Below are 14,419 nucleotides of genomic sequence, written 5' to 3' on the forward strand. Positions count from 1 at the left end.
AAACCGGCACAACCGGCAAGAGGAGTCCTCCCATGACCTCCGCCACTGACAACAAGAGCAACGGCGTCACGGCCGCAGAAGCCCGCGCAGTCGCCGAGGCCGCCCGCGACACCGAATGGAACCGCCCCAGTTTCGCCAAGGGGCTGTATTTGGGAGACTTCGATCTGGGGCTGATCCATCCTTGGCCCCAGGCAAGAGCCGACGACGTCGAGCGCGGCGAAGAGTTCATGGCGAAGCTGACGGAGTTCTGCGGCACCATGTCCGGCCGAGCCATCGAACGCGATGCCAAGATCCCGGACGAATACCTCGCTGGCCTCACCGGGTTGGGCGTTTTCGGCATGAAGATTCCGCGCGAGTACGGCGGCTTGGGCCTCTCGCTGGTCTACTACGGCAGGGCGTTGGCGCTGTTGGGATCAGTCCATCCGAGCCTTGGCGCGTTGCTCTCGGCCCACCAGTCCATCGGCGTCCCGGAGCCGGTCAAAGTCTTCGGCACGCCCGAACAAAAACAGGAGTACTTGCCGCGTTGCGCCGCTGGCGCCATCACGGCGTTCCTGCTGACCGAGCCCGACGTCGGCAGCGACCCCGCCCGGATGGGCTGCACCGCAGTGCCAAGCGACGACGGCGAGTCCTACCTTTTGGACGGCGTCAAACTTTGGACCACCAACGGCGTGATCGCCGAATTGGTAGTGGTCATGGCGGTTGTCCCTGCCCGCACAGCCCCCGACGGGACGGCACTCAAAGGCGGGATCACGGCGTTCGTCGTGGAAATGGACTCACCCGGCATCACGGTGGAGAACCGCAACGCCTTCATGGGCCTGCGCGGCATTGAGAACGGCGTGACACGGTTCCACCAAGTCCGCGTACCTGCAGCCAACCGGCTGGGCCGCGAAGGCCAGGGACTCAAGATCGCGCTCACCACACTCAACACTGGCCGGCTTTCCATCCCTGGCCTTTGCGTGGCGGCGGGTAAGTGGTCGTTGAAGATCGCCCGCGAATGGTCCAACGCCCGCACCCAATGGGGCCGTCCGGTCGGAAAACATGAGGCCGTCGGCAAGAAGATCGCGTTCATCGCCGCCACCACCTTTGCCCTTGAAGCCGTTTTCGAACTGTCAGCCGAGATGGCCGACGCCGGCCAGAAGGATGTGCGGATCGAGGCTGCGCTGGCCAAACTTTGGTCCACTGAACTGAGCTACACGGTGGCTGATGAGTTGGTCCAAATCCGGGGTGGCCGCGGGTTTGAGACGGCGGATTCCCTGGAGGCCCGCGGAGAACGCGCGGTGGCCGCCGAGCAGTTGCTGAGGGACATGCGCATCAACCGGATCTTCGAAGGCTCGTCCGAAATCATGCGCCTGCTCATCGCCCGCGAAGCCGTCGATGCCCACCTTTCGGCCGCGGGCGAGCTCGCCTCCGCAGACGCAACCCTGCAGGAGAAGGCGCGTGCCGCCGTCGGCGCCTCAGGTTTCTACGCCAAATGGCTCCCTAAGCTGGTGGCCGGGGCCGGCATGGACCCCCGGTCCTACAGCGAGTTCGGGCGCCTCGCGAAGCAACTGAGGTATGTGGAACGGGCTTCGCGCCGGCTCGCCCGGCAGACGTTCTACGGCATGGGCCGCTGGCAGGCAAGGCTTGAATACAAACAAGCGTTCCTCGGCAGGATCGTGGATATCGGGGCAGAGTTGTTTGCCATGGCAGCGTGCTGCTCACGGGCCGAGATGCTGCTGCAGACCGCACCGGAGCAAGGCGCGGCGGCGTACGAGCTCGCCGAGGCCTACTGCGAGCAAGCGCGGATTCGGGTGGACGGATACTTCGATCAGTTGTGGCGGAACACCGACGACGTCGATCATGAGTTGTCCTCGAACGTCCTCGCCGGCGACTATGCATGGCTTGAGGCCGGAATCCTTGACCAATCCGAAGGAACAGGTCCGTGGATCGCCGATGCCACCCCGGGCGCCTCGTCCAAGGAGAGCCTGCACCGGAAGTACCGCTGAGGCTGATGCCGATCGTCGCGGCTACCCGACGTCGCCGTCGAGGTAGTACCAGCGCCGGTCGATCCGCAGGAAGCGGCTGTTCTCGCGCTGGACTCCGCGTTCGCCGTCGGAACGGTAATGTGCTGCGAACTCGACCGTCCCTTCGGTGTCCAAGGGTCCGCCTTGGCACGTGGCCAGGATGTCCAGCCTGCGCCATTCAATGTCCGGGTCCAGGTCCAGCCCTGCAGGCCTGGTGTCCGGGTGCCACGTGCGCAAAAGGTAATCGCTGTCAAGGACAACAAAGGCGGAGTAGCGCGAACGCATGAGCTGTTCCGCCGTGGGCGCGTCGGCGTCTCCGCGATGGAAGCGTCCGCAGCACTCGGTGTACTGCTCTCCGGACAAACAGGGGCAAGCGCCTAGTCGTAGGCGGGCCGGATCGAGTGGCATTGAAGCCCTATCTTGAAGAGAAGGTGAGAGCTAGGCAACAAATTCTGTCACAGCAGATAACAGCTTCGAAACAACCTCGGCGAGCCGGAGTTTGGCGGATGATTCCTTAAGATTTCGCCCTTAGGCTAGATGACATGCCCGCAGACCTTCGGTTGCGGCGTCCACCCCACAACTCTGGCTCGAGGAGGCTACGTGGAGGATCCAACAACACTTGGCCTCAATCTGACTTTTTTTGGAACGCTCGGGCTGGCTTTGTTGATGTCCATTGGTTTGGGCTTCCTGATGGTTGTCACTTTGGTGCTGGCCGGCGTCGCGAAGCTGGTTTGGATCATCCTGCTCGCGATGGTCGGGATCTTCCCGAAACGCGATGCCGTACCGGTTGTGCACTTGCCACCAAGGCCTCGACGCGCCCCCGTCCCGCCGTCGGATTCCGAGGAACCGACCTCGGCGGACGACGGCTTGCTGGGCGCAGGGCCGTCCGTTCCTCGGGAACCGCGTCCTGGGTTTGTTGGGACCACCAAGCTGCTGTGGTCGGCGTCGTGGTCAGCCGTCCGGAACGTCCCTTGGAAGTCGCTGGTCAACCCACGGACGTGGCCCAAGCCTGCCCAGATCAAGGACGGTATCGCAGCCACAGCCACAACCCAGGCGAAGGAACATCCTTTTGTGGTCGCGATAAAGCAGGATCCTCCGGTCCTGAACAGCCAGTGGGCTGCCGCCGTCGCCGAGGCCGATGCCCGGGCTGCGGCACGCGAAGCTGAACGGGCCGCGGAAGCGTCAGCTTCGGACCCGGAACCGCCGGCTTCCGACGAACCCGTTGAAGGGAATGTAGCGGAGTCGTCGGGGACTGGCACGCCGGTCCGCGAACACCGGGGAGAACCACATGGCGGCAAACCCGTATCTTCCGGCCGTGTGACGGCCTCAGCAGGGTCCCGCCCCCGGGCCTAACGCCCCGCAGTGCCCGCCTGACCCAATCCTCAGTGCCCGGCCGACCCAACTGACTAGCATTTGTTGTCGTTTTGACGCCCGATAACGACATCTACTGCGAGTCAGTTGGGGCCGCGACCAAGCTCACGCGGCCAATTGCCTGAACCCGGCCCCGTGGTAGATGAGGGGCTCGGCGTCGTGGTTGATCTCCACGGACTTCACTTCGAGGACGACGATCGCGTGGTCACCCGCCGGGGTTTCTGAGACCACTTCGCATTCAAGCACCAGCGCTGCGCCGTCGATCAACACCGCCCCGGCGTCGCTCGTTGAGGTCGCCAGGCCAGCGAATCGGTCCTGGGTCCGCGAGGAGAGCTGCAGGCACACGGCTTCCTGGCCCTGGGCCAAGATGGAAACACCCAGTCGCGGGGCGCGCCGGAGCTTGGGCCATGTGGTGGAGGAGTTCTGCACCGCGAACATGACCAGCGGTGGTTCGAGCGAGACTCCCACTGTGAAACTCGATGCCACCAGGGCCTCCGGCACGAATCCGACCATGGCACTGAAGGCCGCCACGCCTGAGGGAAATTGCGCGAACGCCTGCTTGATCGAAGCGGCTCCATCCACCGTTGCCTGGGTCATGGCGGGTTCCTTTCTCTGTAGTTTCGTGCCTGCCTTTCTACTAATTCACTCGGGGCCGATAACGGCAATATTTGTGTATTCGCGTGTCGAATGAAGTCAATTCATAATTCGTCATACCTTGTTTCATTACCCCGCAATACGAAAAGCGAAGAATTTGTACGTTTTTCGAGTGTCCCGGGGCACGACATGTGTAGCGTCGTGTCAATCCATTGCACAGCCTTGATTCTTCACGGAGGAAGCCGGAGATGAGCCTCAGCGAGCTTCGAACCCTGGGACGCACGGGTGCCCTGATCAGCCCCCTTACCCTGGGAACCCTCAACCTTGGGACAGGTTCGGCGCCCACGGGCGCCGAGGAAAGCGTCCGCATCATCCACGCGGCCCTCGACGCCGGCATCACCAGCGTCGATACCGCGGACATCTATTCGCAGGGCGAGGCGGAAGCCATTGTGGGCCGGGCCCTCCATGGCAGGCGGGATGATGTTTTCCTTTCCACCAAGTTCCACGGACAAATGGGGCCGAATCCCGCGCATGCAGGCAATTCCCGGCGCTGGATCATGAAGGCCGTGGAAGGCAGCCTGAACCGCTTGCAGACGGACAGGATCGACCTTTACCAGGCACACCGTCCGGACTACAACACCGACGTCCTGGAAACCATCACGGCCCTCAACGACCTCATCCGGCAGGGCAAGATTCTCTACTACGGAACGTCGGTGTTCACGCCGTCGCAGCTTGTGGAGGCACAGTGGATCGCCACCACCAACCACCTCATACCGCCAGTGGTAGATCAGGTGCCCTATTCCTTGTTGGTCCGCGCGAATGAGCGCGACGTCTTTGCAATCACGCAGCAGTACAACCTTGGCGTGCTCAGCTATGGACCGCTCGACGGCGGCTGGCTCTCCGGGAACTACCGCGTGGGAGTCCCCCAGCCCGCAAGCTCCCGCGCGTCGGCCGTTCCCGGGCGCTTCGACGTCTCGGCACCTTTCAACAGGAACAAACTCCTGGCGGCCGATGCCTTGGGCCGTGTCGCCGAACGGCATGGGCCCACCCTCATCCAGCTTGCTGTCGCCTTTGCCCTGAACCATCCGGCCGTCAGCAGCGTGGTTATCGGTCCGCGCACGGAGGACCATCTGGTCGACTACCTCAAGGCCGCGGATGTTGTCCTCAACGAAGCCGTGCTGGATGCCATAGACGAGATCGTGGCGCCCGGTACCAACTTCCTGGAGCGCGACGCAGGTACCGTTGTCCCCCACCTTGAATATGCGGAACTTCGACGCCGGTAACCGGCTTCGCGTTGGAGCCGCCGGTTCGCGCGCCGACTATACTCGTTCGCAATCATGACTAGCCTTCCGACTTCCGCCCAAACATCAAAAACCGGCAATGTGCGCATTGATGCCTGGCTCTGGGCGATCCGCGCTTACAAGACCCGTTCCGCTGCCACAACCGCTTGCCGGGCGGGTCATGTGCGAATCAACGGGAACCCGGTCAAGGCTTCACAGTCCGTGATTATCGGCGACACAATCCGCGTACGGCAGCCCGGCTTCGAGCGCATCCTTGAGGTCCGCAGGCTCATTGCGAAAAGGGTAGGGGCCGAAGCAGCGTCCCATTGCTTCACCGACCACACACCGGAGCGTCCCGCCGCGCCCGCCCTCGGGCTGCCGCAGCGCGATCGCGGCGCGGGGCGGCCCACCAAGAAGGACCGGCGCGACATGCAGAAGCTCAAAGGTCAGTAGAAGACCGGGCCAAAGGCGGGTCGGGAAGCTCGCCGCTCGGACCGGCGTCGGGCAGTTTTGTCCCTCGGCTCTGCAGGAGCGTGAGCGCCGCGTAAAGCGACGGCGTAAAGTGGCAAGGGACGCCGATTCTGGACGCCGCGCTGCCGAAGGAGAGAACGTGACCATTGACTGGGACGAAAAACGGGCCTTGCTACAGGAGCCCAACATTGCTGCCGTGACGCAGCTGTGCGACGAACTGATGGCCAAACGGCCCGGTTCCACCGTGCCTTACATCGATCCGGTGCATGACGAAGATGAGTGCCGGATCGTCACCCTCCAGACCAGCCCCGGGCGGGCCCCCACCTCGGGTTTCGTATCGCACCTCAACGACGACGACGCCGCCCGACGTGCGCAGCTGATCTATGACTCGGCCGACTTGGACGTCCGCTACGTCATGCCGTGGAACTGCTACCCCTGGGTCCGCGACCCCGAACTGCCGCCGGCACTGAGCGCACAGGAGAAGACCGACGGTCTCCGTCCGTTCCGCCAGTTCCTCAAGATCAACAAGAGAGTCTCCGCCGTCGTCGCTCACGGCGCGGAGGCCGCCGCTTTCCTGGCACTGTTCGAGAAGACGTACCACTCGCCGCTCCGGCAGCACGGGATCAAGGTCTACAAGGCAAGCGCGCTCGGTGGACGGGCGTTTGCCTTGTCCGAGGCGAAGCAGCAGGAACTCCTGGCAAAGAACATCGAAACTTACCGGGACGCCATGCAGAGGGCGGGCATCCAGCACCTGTAGGGAAGCGCTTAGGACCCCACGACGGCGCGAAGGACTTCCCTTGCGGTATCTTCCCATCGCGGCAACTCCCCGCTGGCTGCCTCGGCCGCTGACTGCCATCGCTTCCGCAGGGCAGCGTCGCCCAGCCATCTCCGAAGGATGTTCTCCAGCGATCCGATTCCCGCGGTGAGATCGATGGCTTCACCGGCACCGTGGGCTCCGAGCGATCCGACGGCTCCGGTTCCCTTTCGGACCACTACCGGTATGCCGTGCGCCAGGGACTCCTGGACCACCATGCCGAAGGACTCCGAGTGTGAGATCAACAGACTGAGGTCAGCCCGGTTCCACTGGTCCTCCAGGGCCGGGCCGGAGAGCTCGCCTGTTGTTTCCACCCGTTTTTCCAGTCCATTCCGGAGGATGCGTTCCTGCACGGCTGCGGCGTACGAGGGGTCTGCTTTTGTGGAGCCAACAAGCGCCGCTGTCCACGCCAGGTCCTTGATCCGTGCCAACGCGTCGACGAATAGGATCTGGTCCTTATTGGGGAGCAGCACGCCCACCATGATGAAATGCGGTGCCGCCCCAGCGTCTCGCGAACTCGGGCGTGTTTTCGATGGGAGATCTACCCCGGGGATCGCCAAGTGCACGTTGCCCAGGCCTAGGGTTCTGGCCGTTTCGGCAGTCCGGGAACCAGTGCAGAGAAGACCTGTTGCAGCGCGCAGCGCGCTCGTTTCTACTGGATTCTCCCCGGAAGGGGGCATGTGGAGCAGCACCCAGACACGGCGCCCGGCAGCGGCTGCGCTCTCAATTTCCGCGGGTGCACCCGAGGCAATCAGGCCGTCGACAATGTAGATGGCCTGTTCCCCTCCGGTAAGTGCAGCTGCAAAGCGGTTCCGGTCTGCTGCACTCCCCAAAGGCCAGCCGCCGTCGAGCTTGCAGACCGAGACCTCCGCGCCCAGGCCCCGAAGGGCTGCAGCCAGCTTCGCGTTGTAGATGTTTCCCCCGGAACGATGGCGCACATTCGCGGGCAAAATCATGCGGATCTTGTCCAAGGGCTACTCCCTTCCATAGAGCCGGTTGTTTGGCCTCGCAGTCCTCAGACCATGGTGCTGACCATATAACCCGGGCGGGTGGTGTGGTAGGTGAACTGCACATCCGGCGCGGGGCATCGGCGGTAGATTGTGGGCATGGGACAGACTTCTTCAGACCGCCGGGACGTGTTCGCTGATTGGATCTTGAGTGTCGCGGAGTTCACCCACGCACACTGGTTCTTCGGCAACCTCTATGAGGCCATCGTCAAAGTCCCGGACCGGGTCGCGTCCTCGGAAGCGAGCAGGGAACTCCCCCGAACCCCCTTTGGAGCGGGAAGCCCCGGGCGCTACTACGCGCCGATCGCGCCTCTCAGCGCCCCTGCCGCCGTCGCTGCCCTCGTCGCGGGGTGGAAGCATTCCGACAATCGGGCTTGGCTGATGGTGGGTGCCGCGAGCTCCGCCACCGGGGCGGCAGCTACGGCGTACCTGCTTCGGTCAGTCAACCCCAAGCTGTTCTTCAGCCCCCAGCCGCTCGACGAGACGCAACGCAAGCCCCTGTTGAAGCGCTGGTACAGGGTCCACGCCCTCAGGCTCACCGCCAGCGCGATTGCGCTGGCCGCCATCCACCAGGCCCGCACGATCCGGCTGAGAAGTCACGGATAAGAATCCGCCGTGGGCGCCGACAAAGATGCGGCGTACAATATTCTGTACGCAACTCAGGGAGATCACCATGCGCACACTCAGCTACTCGGAATCTCGAGCCCACTACAAGGAAACTCTCGACGCCGTCACGAATGACCGCGAAGAAGTAATCATTACCCGGCCAGGCAAGGAAGACGTCGTCATGGTTTCGCGTGATGACTACGAGTCCCTCCGTGAGACCGCTTACTTACTGCGCAGTCCAGCCAACGCGCAAAGGATCCTGTCGTCCATCGAGGAACTGGAAGCTGGCCGAGGCGTGACCCGGGATATCGTTGAATGAGGCTGATCTGGTCCTCAGCGGCGTGGGACGACTACGTTTGGTGGCAATCCCAAGCTCGCAAGACGCTAAAGAGAATCAACGGGTTGCTACAGGACATAGCCCGGCACGGCAATGAGGGCATCGGCAAGCCTGAACCCCTGAAACATGGTTTCCACGGGTATTGGTCACGGCGCATCACGGACGAACATCGCCTGGTGTACAAGTTCGTCGAAACTGACGATGGCGTCGAAGTGCTTATCGCCGCTTGCAGGTACCACTACGGCAATTGAGGGAAATGCTGGCGGTTCCTGATCCGCGATTCGCCGAAGTCAACTCCCACCTGGCCAATCTCCCACGGTCCGCGACCCCTGTGCAATGGCCTGCCCACAGCCACATGGGGTACCCAGCGAGGCGAGCGGAATCCAAGGGCCGGGGAGCTGAGGATGAAGTCGTCGATGTTGTCGACAAGCAGTTCATCCAGGAGTTCATGAAGCGCGTGTACAAGGGAGACCTGAAAGTCATGCACCGAGGCGGGCACATCTACTTCCAGTCCGCACACTCCGCCGCTGCCCAGGACGATCAGGCTTTCGGCGCTGCCGGAGAAGGCCTCCAGTACGGGCAGTGCCTCAAGCCACGCGACGGTCCTGAGCATGGCCGAATCGGCGCGGGTGTTGCCTTTGGTCCAATCAGCCACGTCCCGGCAGAAGTCATCCAGGACGCCCAAGTGCAATAGCGTCATGTGCAATCCCCGCTGCCTGCGCAAGGCAAACACGTACCGCGACAACTCCTCATAGTCCGCAGGCCCTGCCCCGACACCGAGGACCGGCACCTCCACTGTGATGGGCGGTGTTACCGGTGTCGTCGAATCCCATCCCCCGCGCGGACGGTTGGCCATGGGAGTAATTATGCTCCCAACATTGACACCGCCCTGTGACCCGTGCCATATTCGTAGAGTGAACCTGTCAGACAGCCGGACAGCCGGACAGGCCGCCACTGGACAGCCAGCCGTCAGCCAGAAAGCTGCAGCTGGCCAGCGCACCGCCACAAGCGGCGCCGTCCCCCGGCCGGCCCAAGGAGCCCAAGGGGCCCAGCCAGCCAGCCCCCGGCCCCTCGCCCGCTTCAGTGCAGCGGAAGCTGTGTTCAGCGCCATCCGCCAGGACATTGAAAACGGAGCCGTGCAAGTGGGGGCCAAACTCAGCTCCGAAGCCACCCTGGCAACGCAATACGGGGTGAGCCGCTCGGTCATCCGTGAGGCGCTCCGCTCCTGCACTGCGCTGGGACTGACGGTCACCAAGACCGGCAGAGGCACGTTCGTCGTCGCGGACAGGGTAGCCAACGACCTCACACTCGGCCAGTACTCGGCACGGGACCTCAACGAGGCCCGCCCCCATATCGAAGTACCGGCAGCCGGCCTGGCTGCGAAACGCCGCAGCCTGGAAGAACTTGAGCACCTCAAGGAAATTGTCGATTCAATGGCAGCCGAGACCGACCCTGAGACCTGGGTCAGCCTCGACGCCAGTTTCCATTCTGCCATCGCCCGCGCAAGCGGCAACAAGGTCTTCGAAAGCGTTGTCGCAGACATCCGCGAAGCCCTCGCCCATCAATCCGAAACCTTGAACATGGTGGCCGACCGCCAGCATGTTTCAGACGATGAACACCTCCGCATCGTCGAAGCCATTGAAGCCGGCGACTCCCCAGCCGCCGAAGCCGCCATGGCCGACCATCTCAGCGCCGTCAGCGTTGCGTTGGACACCATCCTCAGCAAATGATCCACCAACTGAAGGAAGTCATGCCCACCCCGCATGCAACGCGCACCGCTATGCCCGAAACCACCCCGGCAGGGACGATTCCGCCAACCCCGCGCCACGTCCCCCTCGCGGAACAGACCCGCGACGGCCTGGTCGAGAGCGTCCACTACGGCTCCCTGATCGCCGTCGGGCCTGACGGCGAAACACTCCTCCAAGCGGGCGATCCCGACGCCGCGTTCTACCCGCGGTCCTCCCTCAAACCGCTGCAGGCGGTCGCCATGGTCCGAGCGGGACTCAAGCTTCCGGAGAACCTCCTCGCCCTCACCGCCGCAAGCCACTCCGGCGCCGCGATGCACCTCGACGGTGCCGCACGCATCCTCGAAATACACGGCCTGGACAAAAGCGCGTTGGAAAACAGCACCGACCTTCCCTACGGCATCGCCGAGCGCGAAGCATGGCTCCGCAGCGGCGGCGAGCCCACCCAGCTCGCACAGAACTGTTCCGGCAAGCACGCATCCATGGCCGCCACGTGCGTCATCAACGGCTGGCCGGTCCAGGGTTACCTGCACCCCGAGCATCCCCTCCAAGTGCTCGTGAAGGACACCATCACCGAACTCACGGGGGAAGACGCGTTGGCAGTCAGCACCGACGGTTGCGGCACCCCGCTCTTCGCCCACAGCCTGTACGGCATGGCCCGGGCCTATGGCCGCATGGCGGCGGCGGACAGCACGGAAGCGGAAGGCCAAGTAGCCCACGCGATGCGCGCCTTCCCGGAGATGGTGGCCGGCGAGGGGCGCGACGTCACAGCGATCATGCGTACAGTTCCCGGGTTGCTTGCCAAGGACGGCTTCGAAGGCCTCCAGCTCATCGGCCTGCGGAACGGCACAGGCATCGCCATCAAGATTTCCGACGGCGCCGACCGCGCCCGCATGCCCGTCACCGTCCGCGTCCTTGAGGAACTAGGGCTCGACGGCGGCCGGCTCGCCACGCTCGCCAGCCCGCGTGTGTTGGGCGGCGGCCACCCTGTTGGCGTGCTCCGTGCCGCGAACTTCCTTGCATCCAACTGACGCAGCCAAACAAGCACAAAGACCAAAGGACAGCAATGACTTCTGCCGTGCCCACCACGACAATTCCAGGGTTCCGCTCGGAACACGATCTCCTCGGTGACCGCGACGTCCCTGCTGATGCCTACTGGGGCGTGCACACGCTGCGTGCCATCGAGAACTTCCCCATCACCGGCCATCCCTTGGCCAGCAACGCCAACCTCGTCAAGGGCCTCGCCGCGGTCAAGCTCGCCGCTGCCCGCACCAACCGCGAACTCGGTCTCCTCGACGACGAACGGGCCGACGCGATCGAACAAGCCTGCCAGGACATCCTGGACGGCAAGCTCCACGAGCAGTTCATGGTGGACGTTATCCAAGGCGGTGCCGGCACCAGCTCCAACATGAACGCCAACGAGGTCATTGCCAACCGGGCCCTTGAAATCCTTGGCCACCCCAAAGGCGACTACGCCAGGCTGCACCCGAACGACCACGTCAACCTGAGCCAGTCCACCAACGACGTCTACCCCACCGCCGTCAACCTGGCCACCATTTTCTCGGTCCAGGGCCTTCTCGAGGCTCTTCAGGAACTCCAGGTCGCCTTCGCGGAGAAGGGCCAGGAATTCCGCACGGTGGTCAAGATGGGCCGCACGCAGTTGCAGGACGCCGTCCCCATGACCCTCGGCCAGGAATTCGGCGGCTACGCAGTGACCGTGGGCGAGGACCGGGCTCGACTGGCCGAGTCCCAGCTGCTCATCCACGAGATCAACCTCGGCGCAACCGCCATCGGGACCGGCCTGAACGCTCCCGTTGGATACGCCGCAGCGGCCTGCAGGCACTTGGCCGAGATCACCGGCCTGCCGCTGGTCACCTCGGTGGACCTCATCGAGGCCACCCAGGACGTAGGCGCGTTCGTCCACCTCTCCGGTGTGCTCAAGCGCGTCGCCGTCAAGCTTTCCAAGATTTGCAACGATCTCCGCTTGCTGTCCTCCGGACCGCGTGCGGGACTGGGCGAGATCAACCTCCCGGCTGTGCAGTCGGGATCGTCCATCATGCCAGGCAAGATCAATCCGGTGATCCCGGAAGTGGTCAGCCAAGTGGCGTATGAAGTCATCGGCAACGATGTCACAGTCACCATGGCAGCCGAAGCCGGACAGCTCCAGCTGAACGCCTTCGAACCGATTATCGTCCACAGCCTCCACAAGAGCATCTCCCACCTGGAAGCCGCGTGCCGCACACTCACGTCGCGCTGCATCCGGGGCATCACCGCGAATACCGAACACCTGCGCCTCACCGTAGAGCAGTCGATCGGACTCGTCACGGCACTCAATCCGCACATCGGCTACGCCTCCGCCACCGCCATCGCCCAGGAAGCGCTGGCAAGCGGCAAGGGCGTCGCCGAGCTCGTTCTCGAACACGGCTTGCTGACCTCGGAGCAGCTCGATGAGCTCCTCCGCCCCGAACGCCTGGCCAACCTCAGCAACTAGGCTGAGCCGCGCAGAGCGTCCGACGACGGCGCCACTCACCAGCCGCCGTCGGGCCTGAACACGCGAAGAAACAGGCCGGACGGCAAGATCCGGACCCCCAACAGGACACCCCCTAAGGATTCCCATGACCAATGCACCCATCACGGACCACACGGTCCCTCCGCAGGCGCACTCCACTGAAAAGCTCCTCCACGCCGAGGACAAGGGCTATCACAAGAGCTTGAAGCCGCGTCAGATCCAGATGATCGCAATCGGCGGCGCCATCGGCACCGGCCTGTTCCTGGGTGCCGGCGGCCGCCTCAACGCTGCGGGCCCTTCCCTTGTCATCGCGTACGCGGTCTGCGGCTTCTTTGCCTTCCTGATCCTGCGTGCCCTTGGCGAACTCGTGCTGCACCGCCCGTCGTCGGGCTCCTTCGTCTCCTACGCCCGCGAGTTCTTCGGCGAGAAGGCTGCGTTTGTGTCCGGCTGGTTCTATTGGATCAACTGGGCTACCACCACCATCGTGGACACCACGGCCGCGGCCCTCTACATGAACTTCTTCGGCAAATACGTCCCTTGGATCGGAGTCGTCCCGCAGTGGGCCTGGGCACTGATCGCGCTTCTGGTGGTGCTTTGCCTGAACTTGGTCTCGGTCAAGGTCTTCGGCGAAATGGAGTTCTACTTCGCCCTGATCAAGGTGGCCGCGCTGGCGGCGTTCCTGGTGATCGGCACGTACTTCGTCATCTTCGGCACGCCGGTACCGGGCCAGGAAGTGGGCTTCAGCCTCCTCACGGACCACGGCGGTATCTTCCCCACCGGCATGCTGCCCATGATCATGCTCATGCAGGGCGTTCTGTTCGCCTACGCCTCGATTGAGCTTGTGGGCACGGCAGCGGGCGAAACGGAGAACCCCGAGAAGATCATGCCCAAGGCCATCAACTCAGTGGTCTTCCGCATCGCCGTCTTCTACGTCGGTTCCGTCATCCTGCTGGCGTTGCTGCTGCCGTACACCTCCTACGTCAAGGGTGTCAGCCCGTTTGTGACCTTCTTCGGCCACATCGGCGTACAAGGCGTGGACGTGATCATGAACCTCGTGGTCCTGACCGCCGCCCTGTCCTCCCTGAATGCCGGGTTGTACTCCACGGGCCGCATCCTGCGCTCCATGTCCGTGGCCGGTTCCGCTCCCAAGTTCGCCCAGCGCATGAACAAAGCCGGCGTCCCCTACGGCGGCATCGCCATCACGGCCGGCGTCTCCCTGCTCGGTGTTCCGCTGAACTACCTCGTACCGTCCGACGCCTTCGAGATCGTCCTCAACGTCGCCTCCGTGGGCATCATCGTCACGTGGGCCACCATCGTCTTGTGCCAGATGCAGCTCAAGCGCTGGGCCGACAAGGGCTGGCTGAAGCGTCCGTCTTTCCGGATGTTCGGCGCCCCCTACACTGGCTACCTTTCGCTGCTGTTCCTGGTGGGCGTGCTGGTGATGGTGTTCATCGACTCTCCGCTCACCATGCTGGTTACGGCCATCGCCTGCGCGCTCATTGTGGTTGGTTGGTACATGTGCCGCAAGCAAATCCACGAGATCGCCGCAGCCCGGGACGGCTTCACGGGCAGCTCGCCGGTCATCGCCAACCTGCCGGTTGCCGGTGCCGAGGACAGGATCTAGCCCCCAGTACTGAGTGCCCGACGGCGGCACCCGCGGTTCCGTTCGCGCGGAACCCGGG

The 14,419-nt window shown here is 63.7% G+C and carries 16 protein-coding genes; 12 read left to right on the top strand and 4 right to left on the bottom strand.

Annotated elements, in window-relative coordinates:
* The first annotated feature begins 32 nt into the window (after window positions 1-32).
* Window positions 33-1,985 (top strand): acyl-CoA dehydrogenase family protein, encoded by a 1,953-nt coding sequence (locus AC3WJM_RS20510; protein ID WP_284991986.1) that lies wholly within the window; start codon window positions 33-35, stop codon window positions 1,983-1,985.
* Between the two features lie 21 nt (window positions 1,986-2,006).
* On the opposite strand, the gene AC3WJM_RS20515 is transcribed toward AC3WJM_RS20510, so the two are convergent.
* Entirely contained in the window at window positions 2,007-2,411 is a 405-nt protein-coding gene (locus tag AC3WJM_RS20515; RefSeq protein ID WP_492272817.1) for a YchJ family protein, read from the bottom strand.
* Window positions 2,412-2,603: 192 nt separating this feature from the next.
* On the opposite strand from AC3WJM_RS20515, the gene AC3WJM_RS20520 reads away from it, so the two are divergent.
* A complete protein-coding gene (locus AC3WJM_RS20520) occupies window positions 2,604-3,356 on the top strand; it encodes a hypothetical protein (RefSeq protein WP_492272818.1) in 753 nt (250 codons plus the stop codon).
* 123 nt (window positions 3,357-3,479) lie between these two features.
* On the opposite strand, the gene AC3WJM_RS20525 is transcribed toward AC3WJM_RS20520, so the two are convergent.
* Complete coding sequence (locus AC3WJM_RS20525) at window positions 3,480-3,971, bottom strand: flavin reductase family protein (protein WP_307053260.1); 492 nt, start codon at window positions 3,969-3,971, stop codon at window positions 3,480-3,482.
* Between the two features lie 245 nt (window positions 3,972-4,216).
* On the opposite strand from AC3WJM_RS20525, the gene AC3WJM_RS20530 reads away from it, so the two are divergent.
* From AC3WJM_RS20530 to AC3WJM_RS20540, 3 genes are all read left to right on the top strand, one after another.
* Window positions 4,217-5,251 carry an aldo/keto reductase gene (locus AC3WJM_RS20530; RefSeq protein ID WP_492272819.1) on the top strand — a complete coding sequence of 345 codons (1,035 nt, stop codon included), beginning with the start codon at window positions 4,217-4,219 and terminating at the stop codon, window positions 5,249-5,251.
* A gap of 54 nt (window positions 5,252-5,305) precedes the next feature.
* Window positions 5,306-5,701 (top strand): RNA-binding S4 domain-containing protein, encoded by a 396-nt coding sequence (locus AC3WJM_RS20535; RefSeq protein WP_236813437.1) that lies wholly within the window; start codon window positions 5,306-5,308, stop codon window positions 5,699-5,701.
* Window positions 5,702-5,858: 157 nt separating this feature from the next.
* Entirely contained in the window at window positions 5,859-6,476 is a 618-nt protein-coding gene (locus AC3WJM_RS20540; protein WP_059388685.1) for a uracil-DNA glycosylase family protein, read from the top strand.
* An 8-nt stretch (window positions 6,477-6,484) separates the two neighbouring features.
* On the opposite strand, the gene AC3WJM_RS20545 is transcribed toward AC3WJM_RS20540, so the two are convergent.
* Entirely contained in the window at window positions 6,485-7,504 is a 1,020-nt protein-coding gene (locus AC3WJM_RS20545; RefSeq protein WP_492272820.1) for a glycosyltransferase family 4 protein, read from the bottom strand.
* A 135-nt stretch (window positions 7,505-7,639) separates the two neighbouring features.
* On the opposite strand from AC3WJM_RS20545, the gene AC3WJM_RS20550 reads away from it, so the two are divergent.
* The 3 genes from AC3WJM_RS20550 to AC3WJM_RS20560 all read left to right on the top strand — a co-directional run bounded on the left by AC3WJM_RS20550 (window position 7,640) and on the right by AC3WJM_RS20560 (window position 8,734).
* On the top strand, window positions 7,640-8,146 hold the full coding sequence (locus AC3WJM_RS20550) for a hypothetical protein (RefSeq protein WP_492272821.1): 507 nt from the start codon (window positions 7,640-7,642) through the stop codon (window positions 8,144-8,146).
* 67 nt (window positions 8,147-8,213) lie between these two features.
* On the top strand, window positions 8,214-8,465 hold the full coding sequence (locus AC3WJM_RS20555) for a type II toxin-antitoxin system Phd/YefM family antitoxin (RefSeq protein WP_306963534.1): 252 nt from the start codon (window positions 8,214-8,216) through the stop codon (window positions 8,463-8,465).
* Window positions 8,462-8,734: a Txe/YoeB family addiction module toxin gene (locus tag AC3WJM_RS20560; protein WP_492272822.1), complete on the top strand. Its 273-nt coding sequence runs from the start codon at window positions 8,462-8,464 to the stop codon at window positions 8,732-8,734. Before AC3WJM_RS20555 ends, AC3WJM_RS20560 begins: the two co-directional genes overlap by 4 nt.
* Here the strand turns inward: AC3WJM_RS20560 and AC3WJM_RS20565 are convergent.
* Window positions 8,722-9,339 (bottom strand): hypothetical protein, encoded by a 618-nt coding sequence (locus AC3WJM_RS20565; RefSeq protein ID WP_492272823.1) that lies wholly within the window; start codon window positions 9,337-9,339, stop codon window positions 8,722-8,724. The two genes, AC3WJM_RS20560 and AC3WJM_RS20565, sit on opposite strands and share 13 nt — an antisense overlap.
* Before the next feature lie 58 nt (window positions 9,340-9,397).
* On the opposite strand from AC3WJM_RS20565, the gene AC3WJM_RS20570 reads away from it, so the two are divergent.
* From AC3WJM_RS20570 to AC3WJM_RS20585, 4 genes are all read left to right on the top strand, one after another.
* The gene (locus AC3WJM_RS20570) at window positions 9,398-10,213 is read left to right on the top strand and encodes a FadR/GntR family transcriptional regulator (protein ID WP_307053254.1); all 816 of its coding nucleotides are present in this window, start codon (window positions 9,398-9,400) and stop codon (window positions 10,211-10,213) included.
* Between the two features lie 20 nt (window positions 10,214-10,233).
* Entirely contained in the window at window positions 10,234-11,259 is a 1,026-nt protein-coding gene (locus tag AC3WJM_RS20575; RefSeq protein ID WP_492272824.1) for an asparaginase, read from the top strand.
* A gap of 35 nt (window positions 11,260-11,294) precedes the next feature.
* Window positions 11,295-12,719 (top strand): aspartate ammonia-lyase, encoded by a 1,425-nt coding sequence (aspA, locus tag AC3WJM_RS20580; protein WP_059388689.1) that lies wholly within the window; start codon window positions 11,295-11,297, stop codon window positions 12,717-12,719.
* Window positions 12,720-12,843: 124 nt separating this feature from the next.
* Window positions 12,844-14,361: an amino acid permease gene (locus tag AC3WJM_RS20585; protein ID WP_059388690.1), complete on the top strand. Its 1,518-nt coding sequence runs from the start codon at window positions 12,844-12,846 to the stop codon at window positions 14,359-14,361.
* Window positions 14,362-14,419 lie beyond the last annotated feature (58 nt).

It is taken from the genome of Arthrobacter sp. FW306-1B-G06A, from assembly GCF_058781765.1.

What these genes read in the sequence shown, in the direction of transcription:
- AC3WJM_RS20560 (WP_492272822.1), top strand. Translation starts at nt 8,462, where the DNA reads ATGAGGCTGATCTGGTCCTCAGCGGCGTGGGACGACTACGTTTGGTGG.
- aspA (WP_059388689.1), top strand. Translation starts at nt 11,295, where the DNA reads ATGACTTCTGCCGTGCCCACCACGACAATTCCAGGGTTCCGCTCGGAA.
- AC3WJM_RS20575 (WP_492272824.1), top strand. Translation starts at nt 10,234, where the DNA reads ATGCCCACCCCGCATGCAACGCGCACCGCTATGCCCGAAACCACCCCG.
- AC3WJM_RS20585 (WP_059388690.1), top strand. Translation starts at nt 12,844, where the DNA reads ATGACCAATGCACCCATCACGGACCACACGGTCCCTCCGCAGGCGCAC.
- AC3WJM_RS20525 (WP_307053260.1), bottom strand. Translation starts at nt 3,971, where the DNA reads ATGACCCAGGCAACGGTGGATGGAGCCGCTTCGATCAAGCAGGCGTTC.
- AC3WJM_RS20565 (WP_492272823.1), bottom strand. Translation starts at nt 9,339, where the DNA reads ATGGCCAACCGTCCGCGCGGGGGATGGGATTCGACGACACCGGTAACA.
- AC3WJM_RS20515 (WP_492272817.1), bottom strand. Translation starts at nt 2,411, where the DNA reads ATGCCACTCGATCCGGCCCGCCTACGACTAGGCGCTTGCCCCTGTTTG.
- AC3WJM_RS20530 (WP_492272819.1), top strand. Translation starts at nt 4,217, where the DNA reads ATGAGCCTCAGCGAGCTTCGAACCCTGGGACGCACGGGTGCCCTGATC.
- AC3WJM_RS20550 (WP_492272821.1), top strand. Translation starts at nt 7,640, where the DNA reads ATGGGACAGACTTCTTCAGACCGCCGGGACGTGTTCGCTGATTGGATC.
- AC3WJM_RS20510 (WP_284991986.1), top strand. Translation starts at nt 33, where the DNA reads ATGACCTCCGCCACTGACAACAAGAGCAACGGCGTCACGGCCGCAGAA.
- AC3WJM_RS20555 (WP_306963534.1), top strand. Translation starts at nt 8,214, where the DNA reads ATGCGCACACTCAGCTACTCGGAATCTCGAGCCCACTACAAGGAAACT.
- AC3WJM_RS20535 (WP_236813437.1), top strand. Translation starts at nt 5,306, where the DNA reads ATGACTAGCCTTCCGACTTCCGCCCAAACATCAAAAACCGGCAATGTG.